This window comes from Heliorestis acidaminivorans, assembly GCF_008933955.1.
Taxonomy (GTDB): Bacteria; Bacillota; Desulfitobacteriia; order Heliobacteriales; family Heliobacteriaceae; genus Heliorestis; species Heliorestis acidaminivorans.
Genome location: NZ_WBXO01000004.1, coordinates 1 through 24,954, shown reverse-complemented (window position 1 = coordinate 24,954; position 24,954 = coordinate 1). Strand labels below are relative to the sequence as shown.

Below are 24,954 nucleotides of genomic sequence, written 5' to 3'. Positions count from 1 at the left end.
AAAATTTTTCTAAGCAAACTAATTACAACGCAAAGCTCTATGCTAACTTTGGCTCAAAGGTATGACAGCGCTTGACACAGACACGGCCACAAGCCTGACAGCCTGAGCAAGCGTCTTTATTGGAGATAATGGCAACCATACGTTGCATGTCATCTTCATCTTCAAACATTTCAATTCCTAAGGATTCTTGGGCACAAACTTTTACACATCGCCCACAGCCCATGCATTTCATGGGGTCTATTTCTTGAACAAATTTTGGGGTCCATTCTTGGCCTCCATAAGTTAAACCTGTTACGTACTTGCTCATTGAGCTGAGGCCTCCTTCTGCTCTTTCTTCATTTTTTTGGCTAACCAAGGTGGTGGGTTGGTAGCTAGTAAAATCTGCAGACGCTCTAGTTCCTCTTGGATTGGTCTTCCTTCAGGTACTTTAAGAGGGTGAATACTTTTTTGTACTAGTCTGGCGGCGGCAGGGCCACCGATTTGTGTGCAATAGACGACTGAACAGTCTTTGATCAGGTTAAGTTTGCTTTCCACTTTGTCTTCATCGCCAGCCTCTCCTGGAGGGCAAACGGTTACACCAAGTTGCTCTATCTTGTCGGCTGTTACATCATAGATGATGAAAGATTCTGCCAGGCCAAAGTGGGCATCTACGCTTTTTAGGTTGCTCGATGCAAATGCTACGCGCATATTAAGTACACCTCCACTCGTTAATGAGTCGTCATGGTGTTCAGAACATCAAAAATGAATCGTTGCGTTCCTCGATAACCAATCCACACTTTCTGAGGAACACCAGCCCGATCAAATACAGGCAAACCTGCTCGCAGGTGTGGTATTTTCCAAGGACCGGCTACTTGACGTGCATTAGAGTTAGCAATAATCAAGTGACTGCCAGCCGCTCTTTCTTCGAGGTGTTCTAAGTCTCCGACGGCAAAGGGGAGACCTTCTGGAATGTGCTTTTCTGGCAATGGTGTAGCTGATAAGGCTATGTTGATATGAGAACCTACTTCTGTCAGGCAGGAAGTCAGGGCGAGAAGGTGATCTGATTCTAAAGCAACAGAGACTCGCTTTTCAGCTAGTTGATCGTGATAGTCTGCTAAGGTGTCTAGAAGACGACTGCGCTGACGAAGAAGCTGTGTTGGTATGGCTTTGCCAGATATTTGCGAAAGTTTGAGGTAGAAAGAATCAACTGCTTCTATTCCTGTTAGGGTTGTAATATTGAAGTGCTCGATTCCGTGCATTTCTTTCAGCTTTTCACCGACAACATTCATGCTCTTGCCAAAAGAGAATGCGGCTACAGCGCTTGGAATCAATTGAATCTCTTCTAGTGTAATGCCACCTTGGACTACAGGGGCTGGCTCTAATTCAGAGTGACCGTCTAGAGATGTTGAGATATCTGGCAATACTAAGGCTTTTAAGCCGAAGAGTGCTAAGATTTCTTTCAGTTCTTCTACATCGGCTGGACTGAAGTGAGCTCCTGGGAAAAGTGCGACTGTCTGGGCTTCTTCTGGTACTTTTTGTACAGACAAGGTATTAAGTAGTGATAAAGTTGCTAGCTGGTAGCCTTCCTGCAGTGAGCCTACATAGTCGGCTGTTCGTGTTAGTACAACCGGTAGTTTAGCTAGGTCTGTTCTTTCTTGTCTCATGGCAGATAAAGCACTGACCATGTCATCACCAAATGTTTCCGTTAGACCAGAGCTCATGACGCCAATAATTCTTGGCTTAAATTTATCGGCCCCTTTGGCAATGCCTTTCTTAAGATGATCCCAACCACCGAAGATGGCTGTATCTTCCAAAAGAGCGGTGGAGTTTAGCGGAATAGGCTCTTTGAAGTGACGGGAGAGTTGTAACCTTATAAAGGTGGAGCAACCTTGTGAGCCGTGCAAAAGTGCTAGCAGGCCGTCAACGCCCATGTAGGCGATGGTGGCACCGAGTGCAGGACTGTTTTTCTGGGGATTGCCACTATAATGGCGCTGTTTTATCTTGATCGGAGCTTTCACCTTGCTTCACCTCCTGGTGGAAAAGATTGACGGAGCTTTTCCCAGACGGGGCTGAATACGGTACGGTGAACGGCTTCTGCAAAAGTGACCATGCCTCGGTAACCTGCATAGGGCAAGCTACGGCCGTGATTAATATCTAAAAAGGGTGTTCTTGTCTTATGGGCCAGATATTTGGTTTTTCCGCCAGCGACGATTAAGTCAGGCTTTTTCTCTGCAATAAGTGTTAAAAAGCCAGCGGCGCTGGTGTCCTCAATGATATCTGCTTCTGGATTCATGAGGGCTTTCATGCGCAGGAAGTCTTCTGGCGTAGAGTTCTGTGTCCCACCGGCAAGAACTTCAATACCCAATTCTTTCAAAGTTGTAACCATAGACCAGGTTTTGACGCCGCCTGTAAATAAAACGGCTTGTTTTCCGGCAAGTTTTTGCTTGTATCTATCAATCAGTTGACGAGTCTTTTCTTCCTGTTCTTGAATATGCTGTTCTGTTCTTTCGATAAGGTCTTGGTCTCCTAGCTTTTGGGCAATAGCTCTTAATGTTGCGCTGGTGTCGTGGATGCCATAGAAAGATCCTTCTATGTAAGGCATCCCCCATTTGTCTTCCATTTTTTTGACTAGGTTGGTTAAGCTTTTGGAACAAACTAAGACGTTAAGTTTAGCTCGATGAGCTTTTTTAATATCATCAAAGCGAGCGTCGCCGCTGATAGAAGAGAGAAGTTTGATGCCTAGCGCATCTAAGGAAGGTAATATCCCCCATAAGTCTCCAGCGATGTTGTATTCACCAATAAAGTTGATGGCGAAGGGGTGGTCTTCTTCAGGCTCTTCTTTTCCGATAATTTGTTGGAGCAGTACTTCTCCCGATACTCGGTTACCAATATTTTTGTCGCCCATAAAACCGGGAGCATTGACGGCAATTACGGGTACGGAAACTTCTTTTTGCGCTTCTTGACAAGCTACATCAATGTCATCACCGATGAGCGCCGATACGCAGGTAGCATAGACGAAGATGGCTTTGGGTTGGTGTGTATAAGCAACTTCAATGATGGCCTGGGTGAGTTTTTTCTCACCACCGTAAACGACGTCCATCTCGTTCAGGTCTGTCGTAAGTCCTCGACGATAGAGCTGAGGACCGGAAGAACGAGCACCTCTGTTGTCCCAAGAGTTTCCGGCACAAGCTATGGGACCATGAACGATGTGAGCCGCATCAGTAATAGGCATTAGTACCACTCTAGCTCCGTCGAAGGCACAGCTTCTTTCAGCTCCTTCGCCAGGCAGTGCTTTCATGCAAAGCTTTGGTGCCCCTTTGTCTTCTAGGGGACATTCTTCTTTGAGATGTAGTTTTGATAAATTGACAAACATCGGTATCCCCCCTTTTTCTCTTCTACTCTTTATGGTTGGGGGACCGGGTGACCCGCTGTTCTCCTTATGAGGGTGCCGGGTTCCCTTATAGGGAGAAACAGCGAGGTCGAGTAAGGTCCCTGTATCGAAATGATGAGTGAGTGGCTTTTTTAGCGGAGCAGTTCGAATCTTTCGTCAGGGCAAGTTCTATCTAGCTCTTCAATGAAGGTGTTGGCAATCAAGCTGATTAAGTTGATAGCACCTTGGTAGCCAACGATTGGAGAGCGGTGTAAGTTGACACGGTCTGTAAGTGGGAATCCTACGCGGGCCAAGGGGATGCCGGCATCTTTGGCCAAGTATTTGCCGTGGGAATCTCCAATGAGCATGTCAACAGGCTCTGTCATGAGGAGAGAGTGTAAGTGCCAGAGGTCTTTACCAATGTAAACTTTGCCTTCTGTTCCAAAAGGACTGGTTGCTAAGAGTGCTTGCATTTCTTTCTGGAATTTGGCATTGCCGTTGGTACAGACGATGTGTACAGGGATACCACCCATTTCGAGCAAGAATCCTGTAACACCAAGGAGCAAGTCAGGATCGCCAAAGAGGGCAAAGCGGCGACCGTGAATATATTGATGAGCGTCAGTAGCGGCGTCAACTGCACGACCGCGCTCTCTTTCAAGCTCAGCTGGGATGGCTTTTCCTGTCATTTCGGTGAGCGCCATCAAGAAGTTATCTGTGTTCTTAATGCCAATAGGCATAGTGACGACTTCAGTGTTGATCTTCTGAACATTCTTAACGAACTTGAAGCTGTTGAGCGTTGAATACTTCTGCATGAAGATGAAGCCAGAAGCGTTCAAGGCATCAGCAAGTTCGGACATGGGCGTGCCGCCTGGATAAAGTTCATATTCTCCTGTGTGAGGAGCATCCATGGGTTCACTAGCATCAGGAAGAATGGTTACTGGTATGCCCATGGCGTTTACGAGACGACGATATTCACGTAAGTTAGCTGGATAGGCATCAAAGCCAGGTACGATATAGAGGCGTCCGTTTGTCCATTTACCGTGGCGAGGATCTGCTAAGGATTGAAGTAATCCTTTGAACATGTTATCCCAGCCTGTAATATGAGAGCCTACGAAGCTAGGCGTGTGGGCAAATGCGATGGGAAAGTCTTCAGGTATAGCACCTTGGCTGCGGGCATTAGTGATGAAGGCTTTTAGGTCATCACCGATAACTTCGGCCATGCAGGTGGTGAAAACTGCCATCATGGCTGGATGGTAAAGGGCATGGGCATTTTTCAGACCATCAATCATGTTGGCTTGCCCACCAAATACGGCGGCATCTTCAGTCATGGAGTCAGAGACAGTTGGTACGGGTTCGCGGAGGTGGCGGCTCAAGTTGTTACGGAAGTAAGCGGCACAACCTTGAGAGCCATGTACAAAGGGAAGGCAGCCTTCAATGCCAAGGGCACAGAGCATCGCGCCTAGAGGCTGGCAAGCTTTGGCGGGGTTAATCGTCAATGCTTCGCGGCTAAAGTTTTTCTCTTTGTACTCATCCGATTTTATCCATTCGGAAATAGTATTGTTATCACAGCTGTTGTTACAGCAAGCGGATTCAATGCTCATGGGCTACACCTCCTTTGCACTTTTTTTCCAGGGCGCTTTCGATAAAGCCCAGGTTGGACTGTTGATAGCCATATCCATGTCACGAGCAAAGATGGGGAAGCCATCGTATCCGTGGTAGGGACCGGAATAATCCCAAGAATGCATCTGACGGAAAGGTACGGCCATTTTCTCAAAGACATATTTTTCTTTGATACCTGAACCAATCAAGTCTGGCTTGAGGCGTTTGACGAATTCTTCGAATTCGTAGGCTGTTACGTCATCGTAAATGACTGTGGCGTTGCCCATCTCTGGAATTGTACGTTCGTAGTCATCTTTGTGGGCAAATTCATAGCCTGTGCCGATAACTTCCATGCCTAAGTCTTCGTATGCTCCAATGATGTGTCGAGGTCTTAAACCACCGACGTAGAGCATAACTTTCTTGCCTTCTAAGCGTGGACGGTATTGTTCAACTACTTTTTCCATCTCTGGTTTGTACTTAGCTATAACGGCTCTGGCGTTTTTCATAATCTTTTCGTCGAAGCGTTCAGCAATTGCTAGGATGGACTCTTCGATTTTAGATGGTCCAAAGAAGTTAAACTCCATCCAAGGGATGCCGTACTCTTCTTCGAGGTGTTTGCAGATATAGTTCATACTGCGGTAGCAGTGAATTAGGTTCATCTTAACTTGATGGGCTGTTTGTAACATTTCTGCTGTACCGTCACCAGTCCAGATGTTTGTTACGTTGAGGCCCATTTCTTCTAGAATTTTTTTCGATGCCCAAGCGTCACCACCGATGTTGTAGTCACCAATTAAGGCGATATCGTAGGGACCGACATCTTTTCTTTCTACTTTTCCGATCATGTGGTCGCGGATGGCGTCGTTGGCAATGTGGTGACCTAAAGATTGGCTAATCCCACGGAAGCCTTCACAGCGCACAGGTACGACAGGCATGTCAAACTCTTTGCTCATCTTTCTTGCGACCGATTCAATGTCGTCACCGATCAAACCGACTGGACACTCTGACTGAATGGAGATACCTTTCACTTTAGGGAAAAGTTCTTTGATCTCTCTGATTAGTGTTTCTAGCTTTTTGTCACCGCCATAGACGATGTCATTTTCGGTGAAATCAGAGGTGAATTGGAAGGGGACGAAGTTGTCGACCCCTCTTTCACCAGTAGCCAGGTTCCGTCGGGTGGACCAGGAATAGTAACCGCAACCAACTGGACCATGGGAGATATGAATCATATCTTTTACTGGACCAAAGACAACACCTTTTGATCCGGCATAAGCGCAACCGCGGGCTGTCATAACACCGGGAATCGACTTGGAGTTAGACTTTATCGCACAGGTGGTGCAGCCTTCATCCTTGACGACAATGTGTTTGGCCCTCATTTTTTTTGCTTTTTCCGGGTAAGCCGATAGTACATCATCGACCATCTCCCGACTGACTTTTGGTTGTTCACTCACAGGCCACACCCCATTTCTCTATAAAAATTACTTAGGCTTTTCTTAGCCTTAAGCCAATTTGGCTGCCGCTGTTTCTTCGTCTTCTAAGATGCCGTAAGCAAGAAGTAGTTCTTCGAGCTCGTCGACAGTAAGTGGCGTTGGGATAACCAGGTTTTTGTTTTCGTCGATTTTCTTAGCCAATGCTCTGTACTCATCAGCTTGTGGGTGATCTGCCGAGTACTCAATGACTGTTTGACGACGAAGTTCCGCTCTTTGAACCTGATTGTCACGAGGAATAAAGTGAATCATCTGAGTGCCTAGACGTTTGGCGAGCTCATCGATAAGTTCATATTCTTTATCTGTTTTGCGGCTGTTACAGATGAGACCTGCTAAGCGAACTTTGCCGGAAGTTGCATACTTTAAGATACCTTTGGCGATGTTGTTGGCCGCGTACATGGCCATCATTTCACCGGAGGTAACGATATAGATTTCTTGGGCTTTGTTTTCACGAATTGGCATAGCAAAGCCACCGCAAACAACGTCGCCTAAGACGTCATAGAAAACGTAGTCTAAGTCAGGTGTGTAAGCACCGTTTTCTTCGAGGAAGTTAATGGCGGTGATAACACCACGACCGGCACAACCTACACCAGGTTCAGGACCGCCAGATTCAGCACAGCGAATGTCGGCGTAACCAGTGAGCAATACATCTTCTAGCTCTAGGTCTTCGACAGTACCTTTTTCACGAGCGAGATCCATAACCGTTGCCTGAGCTTTAGCGTTAAGGATTAGCCTCGTCGAATCTGCCTTGGGGTCACAACCGACGATCATCACTTTCTTACCCATCTCTGCCAATGCAGAAACCGTGTTTTGGGTTGTAGTGGATTTACCAATTCCACCTTTTCCGTAAATGGCTATTTGACGCATGGCCAATCCTCCTTTATGTCCTTCTTAGTCCTTAGCTGACTGCTGCAGCACCTTTTTCTTCTGTCCGTACACGAAGAGCTTCTTCTATGGTTGATACGAAAATCTTACCGTCTCCGATGTGACCTGTTTTGTTAGCTACAATAATCGCATCAACGGCGCTTGCAACTTGGTCGTCTTGTACGATAAGGGAAATCATTCTTTTGGGAATCCATTTTATTTCCGGTTCCATCGCTTGCATGGTTGCTTCTAAAGTGTTGAGCTCGGGGTCTACCTCAGCGGCCCAGCCGCCGATTCCTTTTTGCTTACCGCGACCCTCAACACTCTGTATGGTTAGAGCGGCAAAACCGGCTTCTTCTAAAGCCTTCTTTGTTGCAGGTACCTGGTGGCGCCTGATGAAAGCAGTTATTTCCTTCATACTAGAGCCCCCTTTCCCCCGTTCTTACGGTGTAAGCCTCGTCAACGGAAGTGACAAAGATTTTGCCGTCGCCCATGGCGCCTGTCTTAGATGTTTTGACGATGGTGTCAACTGCTTTCTCGACTACCTCGTCTTCAACGACCATGAGTAGCAATACTTTGGGGAACTCATCATAAACAACGTCTCCGATGCGCATGCCTTTTGTCTTACCCCGTCCGAAGACGTGCATTTTCGTGAGAGAGTTCAGACCCTCTTCTGAAAGTGCCTCAGCTACTGCTTCTGCCCGTTCAGGCCTGATGATTGCACGAATCATTTTCATAAGACCCTACTCCTCCTTTTAATCTCTCATCATTTTTTTGAGTGAACTTGCTCGTTCTTCTGACGAGTCCGACGTCTGGGATAGTTTTACTGGGCATCACCCCCTTTCCAAGGTACTAAAAAAAGGACTCCCCAGAACGCACACTGCTGTTGTTCACACTTTTTACGAAGGCTTTCTTTCGTAAAGGCGTGATGGCAGCATTGCCATCTAAGAGTCCCTTTTACTTATAAGTGCATATAGCCCATGCCTACTCGAAGGTGCTCCGTCATGTGATGTTGCGAAAGCTTTCCGAAGATAGCTACTGCAACCCACCGACCATCGGAGATTACGCTTATTTTTAAGGCTAAGCTTGCATTGTGTGTTGAATCCATGCAAACACATTTGCAAGCATTTGAGGTGGCATGAAGTAGAGCGTTAATTTGCTCTGGTATGTTCTCAATGACTTTACCATTAATTGCGGCGGCTAAAACAGAGTTAACTAGCTTTCCCGTGTTCTGTAGTGTTGTTACGATACCGCCAACTTCTGTTACTACACAGGAGAAGCCGTATCTTTCAACGTAGTGGTGTCTCAGTTTCTTTTCTTTATCTCTTGTCTCTGTCATGGCTAGAATCAAGGCCGCGCGCTCTATAGAGGGTATTTTGTTGATCTCGCGCTGGTGCTCCACCATGCTTCTCCCTCCCTCTGCGCAAATATAAAAAAACGCCATCTTGAAGCACCTTTCGCTTCAAGATGGCGTCTTTGCCATCTAGCTCATTTGTCTCACTTGTTATGCTCTTACGATACATCATGGGTGCCCTTGCGGTCACTTCCCCAATAAGGCAATATGGGTTGATTATTGTGGATTTTATGCCATCTTATGGCTATTATCTCTTTTTCTCTTACATTTTCAAATTATTTATCTCTCTGCCCTTCAATGCTTTTTTCTATGGCTACGGTAAGATAGTAGAATAACGCTCCAAAGAAGATGGTTTTAGGAAAAATCCAAGCATAAGCAACAGCCCATCCAGCAAAGAGAGGTGCAATGATTTGCATGCCCCAAAGCTGGTAGATATAAGGTTCCGTCGTCCCGAGAGCGAGGAGGAAACCGCAGGAAAACGCTAAAATAACTCTTGAAGATCGATCTGTGGTAAATAGTAAGAGCCAAAAGACAGTGGCTAAGACAATGAGTAGTGATAAGATCTGTCCTAGTAGTTCTATAGCCTCTCCCTCCTTCAGACGCGCTAGGTTGACTTAGCTTTCCCCAAATAAAAAAAAGCTCATCAAGACTAATTGATTTCAGTAGCAGTAATCACTGTGTTGCGCCCTGCTCCCTTTGCTTTATATAAAGCTTGGTCAGCCCGAAAGATTAGTTCTTCCCAGGTAAGGTATGTTTCTGGTTTCTCGGTTGCTACTCCTACGCTAATTGTAACTACTTCTCCTAGCGGTGATGAGCTGTGCTCGATTTGCAAATGCTCGATATGTTTTCGCATTTTTTCGGCTAGTTGTTCAGCACCGGCTAATTCTGTTTCTGGTAAGATGACGGCAAATTCTTCTCCGCCATAACGACAGACTAGATCTGCGGAGCGCTGTACTGTTTGCTTTAGGGCATGAGCTATTTTTTTAAGGCATTCATCACCAGATAAATGTCCTTTGCTGTCATTATAAGCTTTAAAATAATCGATATCTAACATAATAAGCGATATCTTTGTACCGTTACGAACAGCTCTTTTCCATTCTTTTTCAAGATATTCGTCAAATCTGCGCCGGTTTGGTAGTTCTGTTAAACCGTCAAGGGAAGAGAGTGACTTTAGCTTTTCTACTGCATCTTCTAATAAACCGTTGACAGATAAAAGCTCTATTTCACGGGCTTTTCGTTGATCCATTTCTTTTTTTAAGGCTAAAGCTGAGCGTATGCGTGCTAGAAGTTCTCGTTTCTTGATAGGCTTGGTAATGTAATCAATAGCGCCAACAGAAAAAGCACGGTCTAGTTCCTCCATATCGTTAAGGGCCGTCACCATGATGACAGGTATATCTCGCCATTTCCGTTGAGACTTAATCTTTTGACATGCTTCTATGCCGTTCATATCAGGCATAAGCACGTCCATTAGTATTAAATTAATTTTCTGAGCCTTTTCTTCCAATATGGAGATCCCTTCTTGTGCAGAGTGGACTACTATAGTTTTGTAGTTTTCGCGTTTTAATAGTTCTTGTAATAAAAATCGAATATCTTCAGCGTCATCGATAATGAGGATTGCATTCTCTGTTTTTTGCATTAGAGCATTCCCCTTCCCCTATATCCTTCGAAGCCTCATATCTATTTTTCTCTAGTTTTTTTAATCTTTTCTTTGCTCTATGCTGTAAAGGACATTTGAATTTTTATGCATCAATGCTCTTAGTTCTGCCATGACTTGTTCGCACTCTTTTTCTAGTAGTAAGAGTAACTCTGTTGCCTTTTCTGTAGAACCAACGTTTCGTCCTATTTTTTCTAGTTCCGAACTGTAAGTGGATGCTTCAATTGCTCCTAACATGGCACTGCTCGATTTCAGAACATGAGCTGAGTTTCTTAATTGATCTTTATCTGAGTGCTTGATCGCTTCTTTCATGCTGTTGATTCTGCGAGGTGTTTCTTGTAAGTAAATTTCAAATAAGCGTAAGAGTAGGTGAGTAGCGCTTTCTTCATCCATATCATCTACGATTTTTAACAAGACCTGCAAATCTATGGCCTTGATTGGCAATTTGTTCTTGTCAGTCATTTATTCTCACCATCTTTTTGAAACCTTTTCGAGACTATCCAAAAGTTCTTTTTATTAGGTATTTAGATATTTCTCTTAGGGTCAGGAAAATCCTGCTCTTAATATGATAAGGTGCTTTTTTATGTTCCATGTATAAATAGTCGAAAGAACCTTAGAAGTGTGCTATTTCTTCTAAGGTTCTTTCTTGATTGCTCTGCTCGTGTAGTTCTGGTGCTATTTGATCATTAGCAAGTTCTGTTTCTTCTTGCTTAGTAGTTGTAAGAAGATCGAATTCTTGATTATTTAGATGGGTGCTTGTTGTTTTTCCTTGTCGAGATACTTGGATAATCTCGTAGCCTTGTACATCCTTCCATTTTATACCATGAGCACTTTGAATAGTTATTTCTAAACTAGGCGCTATTTCGATTTGCAACTTACTATTGGATGGCTCTTCTGTTTTAATTCCTAAACCGAAGGGACTGGCTATGTCCCCGTACAGTGCCATCTGTGTTACCCATGCTGTCTTCACTCCGTGAGCTCATTAAGTCTCTTTTTTCTTCACTTTCTTACATATCCTTGTTATAACTTTTTATCAGGATGAGGTGAGGTAATTCAATAGAAAAGCAAAAAACCGTTGGACTTAAAAAGGTATTTTACAGCCTTTTTATGACCAACGGTTTGTTAATATTCTACGTATATTATGTGATTGCTCAGTTCTATTTTTCAGTCAAAAAACCCTGCTAGTTCAAGGTTTTTAAGTGGCGGAGAGGGTGGGATTCGAACCCACGGAACCCGCAAAGGCTCAACGGTTTTCAAGACCGCCTCCTTCAACCGCTCGGACACCTCTCCAGAATAAATAGCGAGAGCTACTAGACTACTCTATCTCGCTAAGACTTGATAATTATAATACAATCAATTGTTCTTTGCAAGTCTTTATCTAGCCCTTTTTTCTGATTTCAATGGCAATGATTCATCTTCCTACCAAAGCTTTTAGCATTCTGGAATTCTTGGTATTTCAATCCAAAAGGTACTTCCCTCGCCTAATTTACTTTCCACACCAACTGTACCACCCATCGTTTCTACGAGAGATTTTACAATAGATAAACCTATGCCTGTTCCTTCTATATGGGTATTTTTTGTACTAAGACGATAAAAAGAATCAAAGATATTTTCTTTTTCCTTTTCTTCAATACCAATTCCTGTATCACTAACAGCAATCCAAACTGTTTTCTCTTTTTGTTTACACTGTATGGTTATAGTGCCCTCTTCTTTATTATATTTGACAGCATTAGATAGAAAATTAACTAGTGCTTGTTTGAGACGAATAGGGTCAACTATTATTTCTATGCAATTAGGGTCAAGATAATGAATTTTAAGGCCTCGCTTATCAGCCATTGGTAAGATGAGCTGTATGCTTTCCATAACGATATTATCTAAAATAACTTTTTCTTGATTAAGATCGATTTTACCTGATTCAATGCTGGCTAGATCAAGAATATCATTAATCAATTCAAGTAAGTGCCAGCCTGCTTTTACAATCTCTTGGCTATTTCTTTTTTGTTCTTCACTCTCGGCATCTTCTTCCATCATTTGGGCATAGCCTAAGATAGCATTAAGAGGTGTACGCAACTCGTGACTCATAAAAGAGATAAAAGTTGACTTGAAACGACTCGCTTTCTCCGCCGCTTCCTTGGCAATTCGTAAGTTCTCTTCCATTTCTTTGCGTTCTGTAATATCGATCACAAAAGTTGCTTTGCGAGGACGATTGTCAATATCTGTGTACAAAGTGGCATCGGCTAAGATGGTTATTAGTTCTCCGTTTTTGCGCCTTACTTGCCATTCATTGCGCACTTCGCTTCCTAACGTAAGAAACTTGTCATGAAGCTCATTTAATAAGGACTGCCGCTCTTCGGGCACAACGATAGTAAAGTGCTTCCATAAAAGCTCCTCTTTTTCGTATCCGTAAATCTTGCAATAAGCAGAATTCACGTATTCGAAAAAACCTTTTTCGTTAGTAATACAAACGCCAACAGGTATTTTCTCTATTACAGAGTAAAAACGTTTTTGGCTGTGTTTGAAAAGTTCAAAAGGTACGTGCTTTTTGGTACTATCGTTTTTAGTCTCATCCTTCATTTCATCACACCTCGTTGAATGCTTTGAAATCTTTCTTCTTGTCTTACAGATATCTATTTTATTCATCAGTAATAGGATATGACTCTTCTATTTATATGATATATTTTAAATATAACTTCTCTGTTTATGTTAACTTTTCCTGCTCTATAAAAAAAAGAGCCATGCCTGTAGGCATGTAGCTGGCTCTTTTTTTTATATTATTTTGCGAGACTGATTTTGTCGACACCCATATAAGGACGCAATACTTCTGGAATCACAATAGATCCATCCGCTTGCTGATAGTTTTCTAAAATTGCGGCGACTGTGCGTCCAATAGCAAGACCTGAACCATTTAAGGTATGAACATATTCGGGCTTGCTTTTGGGTGTGGCACGAAAACGAATGTTAGCTCTCCGTGCTTGGAAGTCTTCGAAGTTAGAGCAAGAAGATATTTCTCGATAAGTTTCATAGCCTGGAAGCCAGACTTCTATATCATAGGTTTTTGCGGCAGAAAAACCAAGATCGCCAGTGCAGAGTGAAACTACGCGGTAGGGGAGTTGTAAAAGCTGTAGAATTTTCTCTGCATTCTGCGTCAGTTTTTCTAGTTCTTCGTAAGAGCTATCAGGTGCTGTAAACTTAACTAACTCTACTTTGTTAAATTGGTGCTGACGAATTAATCCTCTTGTGTCACGACCTGCGGCACCAGCTTCGGCTCGGAAACAGGCTGAGTAGGCACAATGATGTATAGGTAGCTGTTCCATGCTGAGAATATCATTCATATAGAGATTTGTAACGGGTACTTCTGCTGTTGGAATTAAGTAGTAGTCCGTATTCTCTAGATGAAACATATCTTCTTCAAATTTGGGAAGTTGGCCTGTCCCTAACATGGATTGCTTGTTAACAATTACAGGTGGAAGGATTTCTTCATAACCTTCCTTATTGTGCTGATCGAGCATAAAGCTAATCAAAGACCGCTCTAGCCGTGCACCTAAACCTTTGTAAACTGTAAAACGAGCTCCTGTTATTTTGGCACCTCGCTGAAAGTCTAGGATATTCAGTGCTTCACCTAAATCCCAGTGAGCTTGCACGGGAAAATCAAAGCTTCTAGGTGTTCCCCAAGTTCTTACAGTAACGTTTTCTGCTTCTGATGTACCTGTTGGAACAGAGCCATGAGGAATATTGGGGATGAAGTAGAGGGTTTTTTTCATTTCCTCTTCAATGGAATTAACTTTTTCGTCCAGTTCTTTGATTTGGTCACCGACCTGGCGCATGGCCAGAATCATCTCTTCGGCATCTTCTTTTGCTTTTTTCTTGCGAGCAATTTCTTCTGATACCTGATTGCGCTTCGCTTTCAGTGCTTCTACTTCTACAAGCATTGTGCGACGTTGCTTGTCCAAGTCCAAAAAGCCCTCTAGTGATAGATCAGTTCCTCTTCGGTTCAGTGCCTCTTGAACAGTTTCAGGATGGGAACGTACGTATTTTAGATCGAGCAATGGAGAGTGGGGCCCCCTTTCACAATAAGGGTTAAAAGGTAGATCGACCCATCGTAGGGTAGCAATCAGGGGTGCCTAAGCACCCCTGTAAATAGTGATGTAGATAATAAGTTATTTTAGATTGACGTACTTTACGTCTTGGACGCCATCAATCTTTTTGAGCTCACTAACAGCTTCTTCGGGAACGTTGCCATCGATGTTTAAGATCGCGATAGCTGGTCCACCTAGCTCTTTACGACCTAAGTGCATACCTGCAATGTTCACGTTATGCTCTCCAATGATAGTACCTGTTCTACCAATGATGCGAGGCTTATCAATGTGAGGCATTACGAGCATATGGCCGATTGGTGCCATGTCTAGACTAAAGTCGTCGATGCGTACAAAACGAGGTTCTTTCTGCATGATTGTACCAGAAACTTTTTTCGATCCCTGGCTAGTAACTACTTCAACAGTAATAAGGTTGGCGTAGTCGTCCATGTCGACAGTCTTCGTTTCTGTAACTTTGATGCCTCTAGCTTTGGCTACAAAAGGTGCATTTACATAGTTTACAGCATCTTGTAAGGTAGGACGTAATAGTCCTTTTAAGATGGTTGTAGTAAGTGGGTTCACATTGTATTGAGCTAAATCTCCAGCATAAGCAATGGTGATTTTCTCAACGCTACCTGCTGTAACTTGACCTAAGAAACGACCTAGTCTTTCTACCAAGTCAAGATAAGGTCTGAAGATATCCATCAATTCAGGCTTTACTGCTGGAATGTTAACTGCCGCACTGACAGCTTCGCCACGAAGTACTCTAACTATATCATGGGCTACGTCTACAGCTACGTTCACTTGTGCTTCTTTGGTGGAAGCGCCAAGGTGTGGTGTTACGAGAACATTCTCTAAGCCAAAAAGAGGGCTTTCTGTCATTGGTTCTTTTTCAAAGACATCAAGACCAGCTTTAGCTACTTTTCCTGATACTAATGCTTCGTATAGCGCTTCTTCATCAATAATACCGCCGCGAGCACAGTTAACGAGATAGACACCGTCTTTCATCATGGCAATTTTTTCGGCATTTAGAAGACGATAAGTGTCTTTTGTTTTGGGCATATGAATGGAGATGATGTCTGATTCTCGAATGACTGTATCAAGATCTTTAACTTGTACGCCAATGTTACGAGCACGTTCTTCCGAAACATAGGGGTCATAGGCATAAACGATCATATCAAAAGCTCTTGCTCTTTTGGCTACTTCCGAACCGATCTTACCCATTCCAAGGATGCCCAGTTTTTTACCTTTTAATTCCATGCCGGTGTATTTGCTACGCGCCCAAGCTCCACCTTTGAGGGCATCATTAGCTGGTGCAATGTTACGGGCCAAAGCGACGATGTGACCGATCGTTAGTTCTGCCGCCGCAATAGTGTTGCCTTCTGGTGCATTGACAACAACTACACCTTTTTGTGTGGCCGCTTCTACGTCAATGTTGTCTACACCGACGCCAGCTCGACCGATTACTTTCAATTTGTCGGCCGCTTCAATGATTTTTTTGGTGATTTTTGTTTCTGAACGAACGATAATCGCTTCGTAATCTGCTACTATGTTGACTATTTCGTCTTCAGTCTGCTTAAGTTTGACATCGACTTCAATGTTGCCTGCAGCTTGAAAAACGTCGATTCCTAGCTGTGAAATTGGATCGCAAACAAGTACGCGCATATAATTAAATGATCCCCTTTCTAGACATGATGACTTCTTGAACAGCTTTTGTACCTTGACCAAGTACTACAGGATAACCGAGCTCTTGGAGGCACATTTCTAAGGCTCCGATGGTAGCAAGAATGTCCAGGTGCTGTACATAACCGAGGTGACCGATGCGGAAGATTTTGTTCTCTAGTTGCTTTTGTCCACCGGCAAGAACGACATTGTACTCTTCGCGCATTTTTTTATTGATAGCTTTAGCTTCAATACCATCTGGTGCCCAGACTGCTGTAACTGCGGCAGAGGAGATGGCATCTTCAGCTAGTGGCTTGAGACCTAATGCTTTAACTGCCGCACGAGTCATATCACGAAGATATAACTGTTTGGCAAACATGTAATCCATGCCTTTTTCTTGGAAAATCTTAAGAGCTTCACGAAGGCCTGTATATTGAGGAAGAGCTGGTGTTACTGGTGTCTGGCCTTTTTCTAAGAATTTCTTAGCTGAACCGAGATCCCAGTAAAACTTAGGAGCTTTCGATTCTGCATAAGCTTCCCAAGCTTTAGGACTAACAGAGATGAAGGCGAGACCTGGAGGTATCATGAAGCCTTTTTGTGCCGCTGTTACTACTACATCTAGACCCCACTCATCAGGTCTTACATCCATTACACCTAGACCAGATACAGAGTCAACGAGCAGTAAGGCAGGGTGATCGCCTCGAATATTACCGAGACCTTCCAAATCGTTGCAAACGCCTGTTGATGTTTCATTGTGGGTTACTAAAATAGCTTTATATTCTTGATTGACGTCAGCATCAAGCTGTGCTTTGACTACGTCTAAGTCAATAGCCGTTCCCCATTCAAAATCTACTTTATCAACGATACAACCGTAGTTTTTAGCAATTGTTGCATAGCGATCGCCAAAAGCGCCGATGGAGAGTGCTAAAACTTTATCACCTGGTGAAAGGAAGTTAACAATAGAGGCTTCCATACCACCTGTGCCGGAAGCAGGGAGGATAAGCACATCATGTTTTGTCTGGTAGACATACCTGATGCCTTCTGTCACATCTTCAATTAACTTTTTGAAGGAAGGACCTCTGTGGTTGATTAGAGGCTCCGATAAGGCCCTCAATACGCGAGGCGGTACAGGAGTAGGCCCCGGTAACATGAGGTATTCTTTTTCATACATACGTCTTTTCTCCTCCTTAGGATATCCAGCGGTCCTGAATACATTGTATACAGTCTTTGTATACAATATGGGCTGAAACATAAAAACCTCCCGTCACTGACACTTTGGTCAGGGACGAGAGGCTACCCGCGTTACCACCCTGCTTGACTTCCTCTCGAAAGTCCACTCATCCATGCGTAACGGACATGACCGGACGATTCGTCATCGTCAGCATCCAGGGCGGAAATTCATCAGTTACAGGTTTGGCTCGCATCATAACCGCCAACTTTCTGTACCCTTGACCTGATTACTTTTCCCCTTCATCACTACTAAAATTTTTAGATTTGTGTGAATTCTACCATAGCTTTATATGCTTGGCAAGACCTATCTAAGTCTGACAGGTACGCCAGTTTACTCTTGGTAAAGTATCTGTTACAGGGCACTCATCAGCCTTGTCTGTCGGTGAAAAAGCACAGTGCGTAAAGAATTCCCGAAGAAAGTAGTTAACTTTCTCTGGATTATCTAGATTAGCCGCATGACCTGCACTGCTCACTAGGCGATGAACTGTTCCTTCTATACAATCGCATATAAAGCGATGTTGTCTGCGCATCATCCACTCAGCATCTCCTTCGATCACCATGGTGGGACAGGAGACCTTAGGAAGATCTTCGAGTAGTTCCATGCGCGATACAGCATTAAAAATACGAATCCATTGTTCTTTCTCATGCTTTACTGTTACTCGGTAAAAGTATTCCCTCAATTGAGGACTAATGATACTTAAACCTTTAGCATGCATTTTGGCCAGCGTATCCATAGAGAGCAGACGCATCGATAAGCCATAAGCAAAAAAGGAAAAAGATTGGAGTGACATATCGATAAATTCCATGGTCAGTTTGCGAAGGCATCGTTCTTTGACACAGCGATTTAACCGATTGTGCCAGTTGAAAGCACTAGTCACAGGCGTTCCCATAGCAACAACAGCCGCTACTTTGTCAGGCCGCTCTACAGCTGTGCGTAATGAAATATGACCACCCATAGAACAGCCTATTAATATAGCTTTGTCGATCTCTAGATGATCTAACAAGTTGATTAGATCTTGGCTAAAGACTTTCCCATCTAGTGGTTCGATAGAGCAAGAAGATCGACCATGACTGCGAACATCCCAGACCAGGACACGAAAGTCCTTAGAAAATTCTTCGATCTGCGGAGTCCATTGCTCATGATCCCATCCTGCTCCATGCGTAAAAACAAGGACAGGGCCATCATGAGATCCATGGAGTTCGTAATATAGCTCTACACCATTTCCTCTATATATGCCCATAAGTTCCCACCACCAAGTCGACACATTTGCTCTTGTCTTTAGACTGGAAAGCTGTCACAACAATGATATCGTAATTATTGAAAAACTATGACCTTTCTCAGAATTTTACAGACTTCGCTGTACCATGTCAAGAAAGTACTGGTGCATGCGACTATCGTCCGTTAACTCAGGGTGAAAAGCGGCGGCTAGTAAATGTCCCTGACGGACAGCAACCGTTTTTTCTTCATGAGTAGCTAGTACTTTTACTTGATCATTTTTTTCTGAGATATAAGGTGCTCTGATAAAGACTGCTGGAAAAGGTTCGTCGCCAATTTCTTTCATATCAAGAGGTACTTCAAAAGAGTCTACTTGACGGCCAAAAGCATTGCGTCGAACTTTTATATCCATTAGTCCAAGTCTTAACTGATCAGAAGCTTCAATTTCTTTGGCTAATAGAATCATTCCGGCACAAGTTCCCCAGATCGGCATGCCTTGACTAGATCGTTCTTGAATTGCGTCGATCAATCCAAATTGATCCATTAGTTTGCCAATAGTAGTACTTTCACCACCAGGAATGATTAAGCCTTGAACTTGATTTAACTGTTCAACAGTACGAATTTGCATCGTTTCGCAATCGAGCATTTGTAGAGCTTTTTCATGGTCTACAAATGCACCTTGCATGGCTAATACGCCAATTTTTACCTTCATGGCTTTTACCAGCCTCGCTCTTGCATCCGTTGTTCAGCAGGAATAGTTGGAATCTCAATACCAACCATAGGCTCGCCTAAGTCTCTAGAAACTTCAGCAATCACTTTAGGATCATTGTAGTGCGTTGTAGCCGCTACAATGGCTTTGGCGCGACGTACAGGGTCACCTGATTTGAAAATACCAGATCCAACGAAGACACCGTCTACACCGATTTGCATCATGAGTGCGGCATCAGCAGGAGTAGCAATACCACCAGCAGCAAAGTTTACTACAGGCAGTTTACCTTCTTTGGCTACTTGACGTACGAGCTCGAAAGGTGCACCAATGTCTCTAGCAAAAGACATCATTTCTTCTTCTGGCATGTTAACGAGCTTGCGAATATCACTGAGTACTTGACGTGCGTGGCGAACAGCTTCGACCACATTGCCTGTACCAGGTTCACCTTTAGTTCTGATCATAGCGGCGCCTTCGCCAATACGACGCAGTGCTTCTCCAAGGTTACGAGCTCCACAAACAAAAGGAACTTTGAAGTCGTTTTTGTTGATATGGAAGAGATCATCAGCAGGTGTGAGCACTTCAGATTCGTCAATGTAGTCTGCACCTAGTGACTCCAACACTTGTGCTTCTACAAAATGACCAATACGTGCTTTAGCCATAACTGGAATAGTTACTGCATCCATAATACGCAATACAACAGTAGGATCTGCCATACGAGCAACGCCACCAGCGGCACGTATATCGGCAGGTACTCTTTCTAAAGCCATAACAGCGCAAGCGCCTGCTTCTTCAGCGATTTTTGCTTGTTCTGGTGTCGTTACATCCATGATCACGCCACCTTTTAACATGTCAGCGAGACCTTTCTTTACAGTCCAAGTTCCTTTTTCAGCTTGTGAGTTTGTCATTTTTTATTCCTTCCTCCCCGTGCGAGTGTTTGGGCTCCCATCTGGCCTCCCGCGCCCGGGGATGCCCTTATGATACTTTACATAATAGTCTATCCACGACTACCTAGATATTCTACACTAACCTTCATAAGGTAACAAGGTCTGTCAAGGTATTATAAAAAGAGCCTTCTAGTTGAAGGCTCTTCTATTTTTTGTCCTCAATATATATTTTATTGATCTATTTCTTTATTGTGGTAAGCACGTTCCTTCATGATTGCAAAATTCATCTCGCTGAAAAACAGAGTGATCTACACCTAGGTAATCCATAGCCAGCTTCTGAGCTTGATCATATCGTGTTTTTATTTTCATCGAAGTTTCTACATCACCGTAAATCTGCCAACCACATACTTTTTTTAGCGGCAAAGATAGAAGACCCATAAAACCAAGAATATCTTTAAGTGGATAGCCAGCAGCAATTCCAATCTCGTGAGGAATAGTACCTTCTATCTGCCATTTTAAACTTAATTGTTCTAAAAAATTTTTCCCCTTAATGTCTGCATGATAATTAAGTCTCTCTAGTAGAGGTGTTTTTCTTGCTTCTTCTAAAGCTTCTTCTAAACGATCTTCACTGTAAAAAATGACGTGAGCGCAGTTGTTACATTGTCTAAGCACCATCATTTGTATTCCCCATTGGTCAGCTAAGCTCTGTCCGTCTCGCAAAGTTTCCGCTAAAGTTTTTTGAAAAAAAGGTGCTTTGAACCGAATCAATTCACCTGTTTTTCCTCCTATTAATACTTTAGATAGATTCACAAATAGCCACTTTTCAAATCTTGCTTGTGCTGATTTTTTATCACGGAGGCTTTCTCTCCAATTTATAACAGTAGGAGCCATCTCGCCTACCTCCTCACTGTGAATTTTGTTGATATTGAATATCACTTTCATTTTTATTGTATGTCGATCCTTTCTTCTTGTCAACAAACTTTTTTTCAGGATTCTGCAAGCAAGGAAAAGTTATACAACCTATCAGGATTCGATTTAATGAATTATTTGGTAAGCCTAATGTTTAACTGTTTAACTATACAAATAATAAAAACACCGCCTTTGGCCATAAAAGGCGTTAAAGCGGTGTGCTCAATTACATTATTTTTTTATTATTTTTTTACTTTTTTTCTTACCAGTAATAGCGGCGAGGACGACGTGGACGTGGATAAGGGCGGCGACGTGGAAAAGTATAAAGTGTTGATAACAAAGCTAGAGGTACGAGAAGACGTGAAAAGGGACCAGCGCCATAAAATTGTTGACCTTCTACTGTATCTTCTTGACCGTATGATTCAACAGAGCCATAAGATCTTTCATCTAAAGGGGTTAGTCCCATTTGCCCAACAGAACCGGTTGTATCATCATATTCTCCTGATTCCATTGGATAAATCTGCTCTGGCTCACTTTCTACTGCTGATGCTTCTACATCATAAGCCCTAGGTCTATCGTCTGCCACATCATCCATTTCTAATTCAATAAAATCGTCACCAACTGAGACTAGGCGACCTGTGTAGGTGCGCATACCTCCTGGATGTCTCACTTCAGCACGCATGGTTTCACCAATCATGTTCCGTAAGTGATCACACATCATAGGACGGTACGCAGGTGTCATCCACCAATCCAATGTACTTCACTCCTTACCAAGACTTGGGTTTCATTTCAGTGGTAATGTATTCCTAATAAAGCTTAAAGGTGCTTGGCTCAGAGTTTTTTGTCATAAAAAAAGCCTACCTTATATAGAAGGAGGCAAAATCATAATATTTTTTTCTAATAATTTTCTATGCAAAAATTCTGCTAGATCTACAGCTTTTATATTGTCGCCATGAAGACATAAGCTTTCGGCTTCTAAAGGAATCCAGATCCCTTCTATAGTTTGTACTGCTTTGTTTTCGATAATGGAAAGTGCCTGTTGTAGCGCTTCTTCTGGATCATGAATGACTGCTTGATCGTGATCTCTCGGTGTTAAAGTACCGTCTTCCTTATATCTTCGATCGATAAAAGCTTCTTGCACTACTTTTAGGCCCTGTTGTTTTCCTGCTTTGCAAAGTTCAGAACCCGAAAGACCGTAAAGAATTAGTTGAGGATTTAACTTTTTGATTGCTCTGACAATAGCATCAGCTAGTGTAAAGTCTACAGCCGCCTGATTGTATAAAGCTCCATGGGGCTTTACATGACGCAATTTACCACCAGCAGAACGTACAAATGCTTCTAAGGCCCCTACTTGATAGGTGATCAGATTCGATACTTCCGTTGCTTTTATATCCATATTACGTCTTCCAAAACCATTGAGATCCTGATAGCCAGGATGAGCTCCCATAGCTTTGCCGTACTGTAGAGCTATTTCAACAGTTTCGGCCATTGTGTTAGGGTCACCACCGTGAAAACCACAAGCAATGTTGACTGATGATACGAGTGGCATCATAGCTTGATCAGAGCCTATTTTGTAGATGCCATAGCTTTCTCCTAGATCGCAGTTTAAATCAATCTGCATATGCTTTTTGCTCATCCTTTCTTTTGCTTAATTCATGAATATAAATTGTTCTGGATAAGAGACAGCTTCCTTAGATATGACTCTTTCTTTTGTCCAAGAAACTTCATAAATATCTTCCACAGAATCTTTTATTTGCTTAAATTGTGCCTTTACTTGTCCTCGTTGTAATAAAGCTTGTTCTAGCCAAGCATTTTTGCCTTTTTCACCAGTTAATATTTTTTCTTCAATTACTTTCTGCTGTTCTCGTGCTAATTGATGAGCTCTTTTTAGGTCACTTTTGATGAAGGTAATTATATGGTTAGGTTGAGGTTGAGCTTGGGCTAATCTAGTCATATGTGCAGAAATAACAGTAGCTATCTTAGGATAGCCACCTGTGGTTTGGCGATCGGCCATCAATATGATAGGTTTTCCATGAGGCGGTACTTGAATTGCACCTAAGGCGGTGGCATCTGAAAGCATTTCTTTTTTTATTTTTCTGGTTAATGCTTTATGGTTTAGAGGTTCTAAGGGGTAACCCATTCGGTTAGCTTCTGTAGTTAGGCTATATGGTTGAGATAAAAATATTTGCCAAGCCTCGTCAGTAAAGTATTCTTTTTGTGGTCCCTCAATTACTTCAATTTCTAGATTAGATGTATACTGTGGTGTCTCTCTTGGATCAAGAGCTCGAAGACCTATTCCTTTAATATCACTATAGTCATGAAGTGGCAGGATATCTCCTTTTTTTAGAGCTCTACCTTGAAAGCCGCCAATAGCACCTCGAACATAAGTTGATGTACTGCCCATTTTTGAAGGTAAGTTAAAACCATTTGATATAGCAAGATAAGTTCGGCAACCTTTTTGTACAGGGCCAAAATTAATAATACTTCCTTTTGGGATGGGGATATTAACCCATTGCGGCAAAGGTTTACCTTCTATAGTGGCTGTCATATCAGCACCAGTTATGGCGATCATAGTTGTTTTGTGAAATTTCAATGTCGGTCCTTGCAAGGTCATTTCTAAAGCACCTTTATTAAGATCATTACCCACAAGTCGATTAGCCACTTGTAAAGCAAAAAGATCCATAGCACCTGCTACAGGTATTCCTGCTCCTTGGTAACCGTAGCGACCTTTATCTTGTATGGTTGTAAAAATTCCAGCTCGTAGCACTTCAATTGTCATTTTTTTTACTCACCTTATAGGGTCCACTTTTATCTTTAAGCATCTTGATAAAATCCTCTTCTGATATAGCTTGAAAGCGGACCAAGTCTCCAGCTTTTATAGATACAGGATCTTTTTTTTCTGGGTTGTAAAGTTCGACAGGCGTCTGTCCAATGATTTGCCACCCGCCTGGTGCCTTTAGGGGATAAACACCAGTTTGCTTTCCTGCAATTCCTACAGATCCTGCAGGTACTGTAGTGCGCGGAACTGCTAGGCGAGGTGAAGCGATAGCATCATCTACATCTCCAAGATAGCAAAATCCTGGAATAAAGCCTAGCATATAAACGGTGTAAAGCTTTTGACTATGCAGTTCTATAACTTCTTCTACTGTAAGCTTTTTTTCTCTACTTATATTCTTTAGTTCAGGTCCATAGAGACCACCGTAACAAACAGGAATGATCCATTCTTGCCTTTCTTTTATTTGGCTTTTTCCAAGATTTTTTATCTGCTCTTCTAAAAAAACTTTTACATGTTCACTGTCAACCTCAAGAAAATCATAATAGACAGTGAGAGAAGCAAAGGTTGGAACAACTTCAATTAGCCAAGGAGGATTTAGTTTTTTTATTTTTTCTCCTGCTTTTTGTACTTCCCTGTTGATTTGTGGTGATATTTTTTCTGTCCATTGTACAACCCAAGCACTATCGCCCATAGCTACTATTTTAGGTTTTTCTTTTTCTTTACTATCTTCTTTATAGCTCATTTTTCTTTCCTTTTGCCAGTCATACCAAGGCTATAAACAGCTGTTCATAGCTATTTATGGTTATGCTCTGTTTATATAAAAAAAAGACCTTACAGATAGAAAAGACCTTACAGCGCTTATTAAGCTGTAAGGTCTTTTGATTCTTTAGGTTATTAAATTCAATTATAGCATAATCTAAAAAGTCATGTAAAAGAAGTTTCTAGCAGGTTTGCACCCTGAAAACTACACAGAGAATTGTTAGACAGTTTCCTGTCAATTGTTTGGAAATTGTCTTGGGGTCTGACCCCCACACAATTCCTGCACAATATTGCGATGTAATAGAGTAGGTTAAGTCCTCGACCGATTCGTACTCGTCAACTACACGCCTCACAGCGCTTCCATCTCGAGCCGATCAACCAGGTCATCTTCCTGGGGTCTTACCTACTTACGTAGTGGGAAGTCTCATCTTT

General features: G+C 42.7%; 26 protein-coding genes, 1 tRNA gene, 1 rRNA gene and 1 other annotated feature. All 28 genes read right to left on the bottom strand.

All coding sequences use genetic code 11. From position 1 onward, the window contains the following. Nucleotides 1–37 precede the first annotated feature (37 nt). Nucleotides 38–307, bottom strand: a complete 270-nt coding sequence (gene fdxB, locus F9B85_RS06310; protein ID WP_151619549.1) for a ferredoxin III, nif-specific — start codon at nt 305–307, stop codon at nt 38–40. After that, the gene (nifX, locus tag F9B85_RS06305; protein WP_151619548.1) at nt 304–687 is read right to left on the bottom strand and encodes a nitrogen fixation protein NifX; all 384 of its coding nucleotides are present in this window, start codon (nt 685–687) and stop codon (nt 304–306) included. The genes fdxB and nifX overlap by 4 nt, the downstream gene beginning before the upstream one ends. A 20-nt stretch (nt 688–707) precedes the next feature. Then, entirely contained in the window at nt 708–1,997 is a 1,290-nt protein-coding gene (nifN, locus tag F9B85_RS06300; protein WP_243138096.1) for a nitrogenase iron-molybdenum cofactor biosynthesis protein NifN, read from the bottom strand. Further along, nucleotides 1,994–3,352: a nitrogenase iron-molybdenum cofactor biosynthesis protein NifE gene (gene nifE, locus F9B85_RS06295; protein WP_151619547.1), complete on the bottom strand. Its 1,359-nt coding sequence runs from the start codon at nt 3,350–3,352 to the stop codon at nt 1,994–1,996. Before nifE ends, nifN begins: the two co-directional genes overlap by 4 nt. A 149-nt stretch (nt 3,353–3,501) precedes the next feature. Next, complete coding sequence (gene nifK / locus F9B85_RS06290; RefSeq protein WP_151619546.1) at nt 3,502–4,950, bottom strand: nitrogenase molybdenum-iron protein subunit beta; 1,449 nt, start codon at nt 4,948–4,950, stop codon at nt 3,502–3,504. 3 nt (nt 4,951–4,953) lie between these two features. Next, a complete protein-coding gene (nifD, locus tag F9B85_RS06285; protein ID WP_170270306.1) occupies nt 4,954–6,366 on the bottom strand; it encodes a nitrogenase molybdenum-iron protein alpha chain in 1,413 nt (470 codons plus the stop codon). A 78-nt stretch (nt 6,367–6,444) separates the two neighbouring features. Then, nucleotides 6,445–7,299, bottom strand: a complete 855-nt coding sequence (gene nifH / locus F9B85_RS06280; protein WP_151619544.1) for a nitrogenase iron protein — start codon at nt 7,297–7,299, stop codon at nt 6,445–6,447. A 31-nt stretch (nt 7,300–7,330) separates the two neighbouring features. Next, nucleotides 7,331–7,714: a P-II family nitrogen regulator gene (locus tag F9B85_RS06275; protein ID WP_151619543.1), complete on the bottom strand. Its 384-nt coding sequence runs from the start codon at nt 7,712–7,714 to the stop codon at nt 7,331–7,333. A gap of 1 nt (nt 7,715) precedes the next feature. Then, on the bottom strand, nt 7,716–8,033 hold the full coding sequence (locus F9B85_RS06270; RefSeq protein WP_151619542.1) for a P-II family nitrogen regulator: 318 nt from the start codon (nt 8,031–8,033) through the stop codon (nt 7,716–7,718). A gap of 224 nt (nt 8,034–8,257) precedes the next feature. Then, the gene (locus F9B85_RS06265) at nt 8,258–8,701 is read right to left on the bottom strand and encodes a HutP family protein (RefSeq protein ID WP_151619541.1); all 444 of its coding nucleotides are present in this window, start codon (nt 8,699–8,701) and stop codon (nt 8,258–8,260) included. Between the two features lie 224 nt (nt 8,702–8,925). Continuing rightward, a complete protein-coding gene (locus F9B85_RS14335) occupies nt 8,926–9,066 on the bottom strand; it encodes a hypothetical protein (RefSeq protein ID WP_170270240.1) in 141 nt (46 codons plus the stop codon). Nucleotides 9,067–9,299: 233 nt separating this feature from the next. Then, complete coding sequence (locus tag F9B85_RS06260; protein WP_151619540.1) at nt 9,300–10,286, bottom strand: diguanylate cyclase domain-containing protein; 987 nt, start codon at nt 10,284–10,286, stop codon at nt 9,300–9,302. A 60-nt stretch (nt 10,287–10,346) separates the two neighbouring features. Further along, on the bottom strand, nt 10,347–10,766 hold the full coding sequence (locus F9B85_RS06255; protein ID WP_151619539.1) for an Hpt domain-containing protein: 420 nt from the start codon (nt 10,764–10,766) through the stop codon (nt 10,347–10,349). Nucleotides 10,767–10,917: 151 nt separating this feature from the next. After that, nucleotides 10,918–11,274, bottom strand: a complete 357-nt coding sequence (locus F9B85_RS06250) for a hypothetical protein (RefSeq protein WP_151619538.1) — start codon at nt 11,272–11,274, stop codon at nt 10,918–10,920. Between the two features lie 230 nt (nt 11,275–11,504). Further along, nucleotides 11,505–11,594 (bottom strand) — tRNA-Ser (locus tag F9B85_RS06245). A 141-nt stretch (nt 11,595–11,735) separates the two neighbouring features. Then, nucleotides 11,736–12,878 (bottom strand): PAS domain-containing sensor histidine kinase, encoded by a 1,143-nt coding sequence (locus tag F9B85_RS06240; protein WP_170270238.1) that lies wholly within the window; start codon nt 12,876–12,878, stop codon nt 11,736–11,738. 197 nt (nt 12,879–13,075) lie between these two features. Next, on the bottom strand, nt 13,076–14,350 hold the full coding sequence (gene serS / locus F9B85_RS06235) for a serine--tRNA ligase (RefSeq protein ID WP_151619536.1): 1,275 nt from the start codon (nt 14,348–14,350) through the stop codon (nt 13,076–13,078). A 111-nt stretch (nt 14,351–14,461) separates the two neighbouring features. Further along, on the bottom strand, nt 14,462–16,042 hold the full coding sequence (serA, locus tag F9B85_RS06230) for a phosphoglycerate dehydrogenase (RefSeq protein WP_151619535.1): 1,581 nt from the start codon (nt 16,040–16,042) through the stop codon (nt 14,462–14,464). A gap of 4 nt (nt 16,043–16,046) precedes the next feature. Continuing rightward, a complete protein-coding gene (locus tag F9B85_RS06225; protein WP_151619534.1) occupies nt 16,047–17,210 on the bottom strand; it encodes a pyridoxal-phosphate-dependent aminotransferase family protein in 1,164 nt (387 codons plus the stop codon). Nucleotides 17,211–17,317: 107 nt separating this feature from the next. Further along, nucleotides 17,318–17,522: a binding site (T-box leader), on the bottom strand. 55 nt (nt 17,523–17,577) lie between these two features. Further along, nucleotides 17,578–18,510 carry an alpha/beta fold hydrolase gene (locus tag F9B85_RS06220; RefSeq protein ID WP_151619533.1) on the bottom strand — a complete coding sequence of 311 codons (933 nt, stop codon included), beginning with the start codon at nt 18,508–18,510 and terminating at the stop codon, nt 17,578–17,580. A 105-nt stretch (nt 18,511–18,615) separates the two neighbouring features. After that, nucleotides 18,616–19,197, bottom strand: coding sequence for a pyridoxal 5'-phosphate synthase glutaminase subunit PdxT (pdxT, locus tag F9B85_RS06215; protein ID WP_151619532.1), 582 nt, complete (start codon nt 19,195–19,197; stop codon nt 18,616–18,618). 5 nt (nt 19,198–19,202) lie between these two features. Next, entirely contained in the window at nt 19,203–20,099 is an 897-nt protein-coding gene (gene pdxS, locus F9B85_RS06210; RefSeq protein ID WP_151619531.1) for a pyridoxal 5'-phosphate synthase lyase subunit PdxS, read from the bottom strand. A gap of 225 nt (nt 20,100–20,324) precedes the next feature. Next, complete coding sequence (locus F9B85_RS06205) at nt 20,325–20,969, bottom strand: DUF3793 family protein (RefSeq protein WP_170270237.1); 645 nt, start codon at nt 20,967–20,969, stop codon at nt 20,325–20,327. A gap of 280 nt (nt 20,970–21,249) precedes the next feature. After that, complete coding sequence (locus tag F9B85_RS06200; RefSeq protein WP_151619529.1) at nt 21,250–21,741, bottom strand: hypothetical protein; 492 nt, start codon at nt 21,739–21,741, stop codon at nt 21,250–21,252. A gap of 108 nt (nt 21,742–21,849) precedes the next feature. Beyond that, a complete protein-coding gene (locus F9B85_RS06195) occupies nt 21,850–22,608 on the bottom strand; it encodes a LamB/YcsF family protein (RefSeq protein ID WP_151619528.1) in 759 nt (252 codons plus the stop codon). A gap of 27 nt (nt 22,609–22,635) precedes the next feature. Continuing rightward, on the bottom strand, nt 22,636–23,766 hold the full coding sequence (locus F9B85_RS06190; RefSeq protein ID WP_151619527.1) for a 5-oxoprolinase subunit C family protein: 1,131 nt from the start codon (nt 23,764–23,766) through the stop codon (nt 22,636–22,638). Further along, the gene (pxpB, locus tag F9B85_RS06185; protein ID WP_207707059.1) at nt 23,756–24,505 is read right to left on the bottom strand and encodes a 5-oxoprolinase subunit PxpB; all 750 of its coding nucleotides are present in this window, start codon (nt 24,503–24,505) and stop codon (nt 23,756–23,758) included. Before pxpB ends, F9B85_RS06190 begins: the two co-directional genes overlap by 11 nt. Before the next feature lie 323 nt (nt 24,506–24,828). After that, nucleotides 24,829–24,954: ribosomal RNA gene (locus F9B85_RS06180) — 23S ribosomal RNA — on the bottom strand; the annotation flags it as partial.

What these genes read in the sequence shown, in the direction of transcription:
- fdxB (WP_151619549.1), bottom strand. Translation starts at nt 307, where the DNA reads ATGAGCAAGTACGTAACAGGTTTAACTTATGGAGGCCAAGAATGGACC.
- nifX (WP_151619548.1), bottom strand. Translation starts at nt 687, where the DNA reads ATGCGCGTAGCATTTGCATCGAGCAACCTAAAAAGCGTAGATGCCCAC.
- nifE (WP_151619547.1), bottom strand. Translation starts at nt 3,352, where the DNA reads ATGTTTGTCAATTTATCAAAACTACATCTCAAAGAAGAATGTCCCCTA.
- nifK (WP_151619546.1), bottom strand. Translation starts at nt 4,950, where the DNA reads ATGAGCATTGAATCCGCTTGCTGTAACAACAGCTGTGATAACAATACT.
- nifD (WP_170270306.1), bottom strand. Translation starts at nt 6,366, where the DNA reads ATGGTCGATGATGTACTATCGGCTTACCCGGAAAAAGCAAAAAAAATG.
- nifH (WP_151619544.1), bottom strand. Translation starts at nt 7,299, where the DNA reads ATGCGTCAAATAGCCATTTACGGAAAAGGTGGAATTGGTAAATCCACT.
- F9B85_RS06275 (WP_151619543.1), bottom strand. Translation starts at nt 7,714, where the DNA reads ATGAAGGAAATAACTGCTTTCATCAGGCGCCACCAGGTACCTGCAACA.
- F9B85_RS06270 (WP_151619542.1), bottom strand. Translation starts at nt 8,033, where the DNA reads ATGAAAATGATTCGTGCAATCATCAGGCCTGAACGGGCAGAAGCAGTA.
- F9B85_RS06265 (WP_151619541.1), bottom strand. Translation starts at nt 8,701, where the DNA reads ATGGTGGAGCACCAGCGCGAGATCAACAAAATACCCTCTATAGAGCGC.
- F9B85_RS14335 (WP_170270240.1), bottom strand. Translation starts at nt 9,066, where the DNA reads ATGCAAATCATTGCACCTCTCTTTGCTGGATGGGCTGTTGCTTATGCT.
- F9B85_RS06260 (WP_151619540.1), bottom strand. Translation starts at nt 10,286, where the DNA reads ATGCAAAAAACAGAGAATGCAATCCTCATTATCGATGACGCTGAAGAT.
- F9B85_RS06255 (WP_151619539.1), bottom strand. Translation starts at nt 10,766, where the DNA reads ATGACTGACAAGAACAAATTGCCAATCAAGGCCATAGATTTGCAGGTC.
- F9B85_RS06240 (WP_170270238.1), bottom strand. Translation starts at nt 12,878, where the DNA reads ATGAAGGATGAGACTAAAAACGATAGTACCAAAAAGCACGTACCTTTT.
- serA (WP_151619535.1), bottom strand. Translation starts at nt 16,042, where the DNA reads ATGCGCGTACTTGTTTGCGATCCAATTTCACAGCTAGGAATCGACGTT.
- F9B85_RS06225 (WP_151619534.1), bottom strand. Translation starts at nt 17,210, where the DNA reads ATGTATGAAAAAGAATACCTCATGTTACCGGGGCCTACTCCTGTACCG.
- F9B85_RS06220 (WP_151619533.1), bottom strand. Translation starts at nt 18,510, where the DNA reads ATGGGCATATATAGAGGAAATGGTGTAGAGCTATATTACGAACTCCAT.
- pdxT (WP_151619532.1), bottom strand. Translation starts at nt 19,197, where the DNA reads ATGAAGGTAAAAATTGGCGTATTAGCCATGCAAGGTGCATTTGTAGAC.
- pdxS (WP_151619531.1), bottom strand. Translation starts at nt 20,099, where the DNA reads ATGACAAACTCACAAGCTGAAAAAGGAACTTGGACTGTAAAGAAAGGT.
- F9B85_RS06205 (WP_170270237.1), bottom strand. Translation starts at nt 20,969, where the DNA reads ATGGCTCCTACTGTTATAAATTGGAGAGAAAGCCTCCGTGATAAAAAA.
- F9B85_RS06195 (WP_151619528.1), bottom strand. Translation starts at nt 22,608, where the DNA reads ATGCAGATTGATTTAAACTGCGATCTAGGAGAAAGCTATGGCATCTAC.
- F9B85_RS06190 (WP_151619527.1), bottom strand. Translation starts at nt 23,766, where the DNA reads ATGACAATTGAAGTGCTACGAGCTGGAATTTTTACAACCATACAAGAT.
- pxpB (WP_207707059.1), bottom strand. Translation starts at nt 24,505, where the DNA reads ATGAGCTATAAAGAAGATAGTAAAGAAAAAGAAAAACCTAAAATAGTA.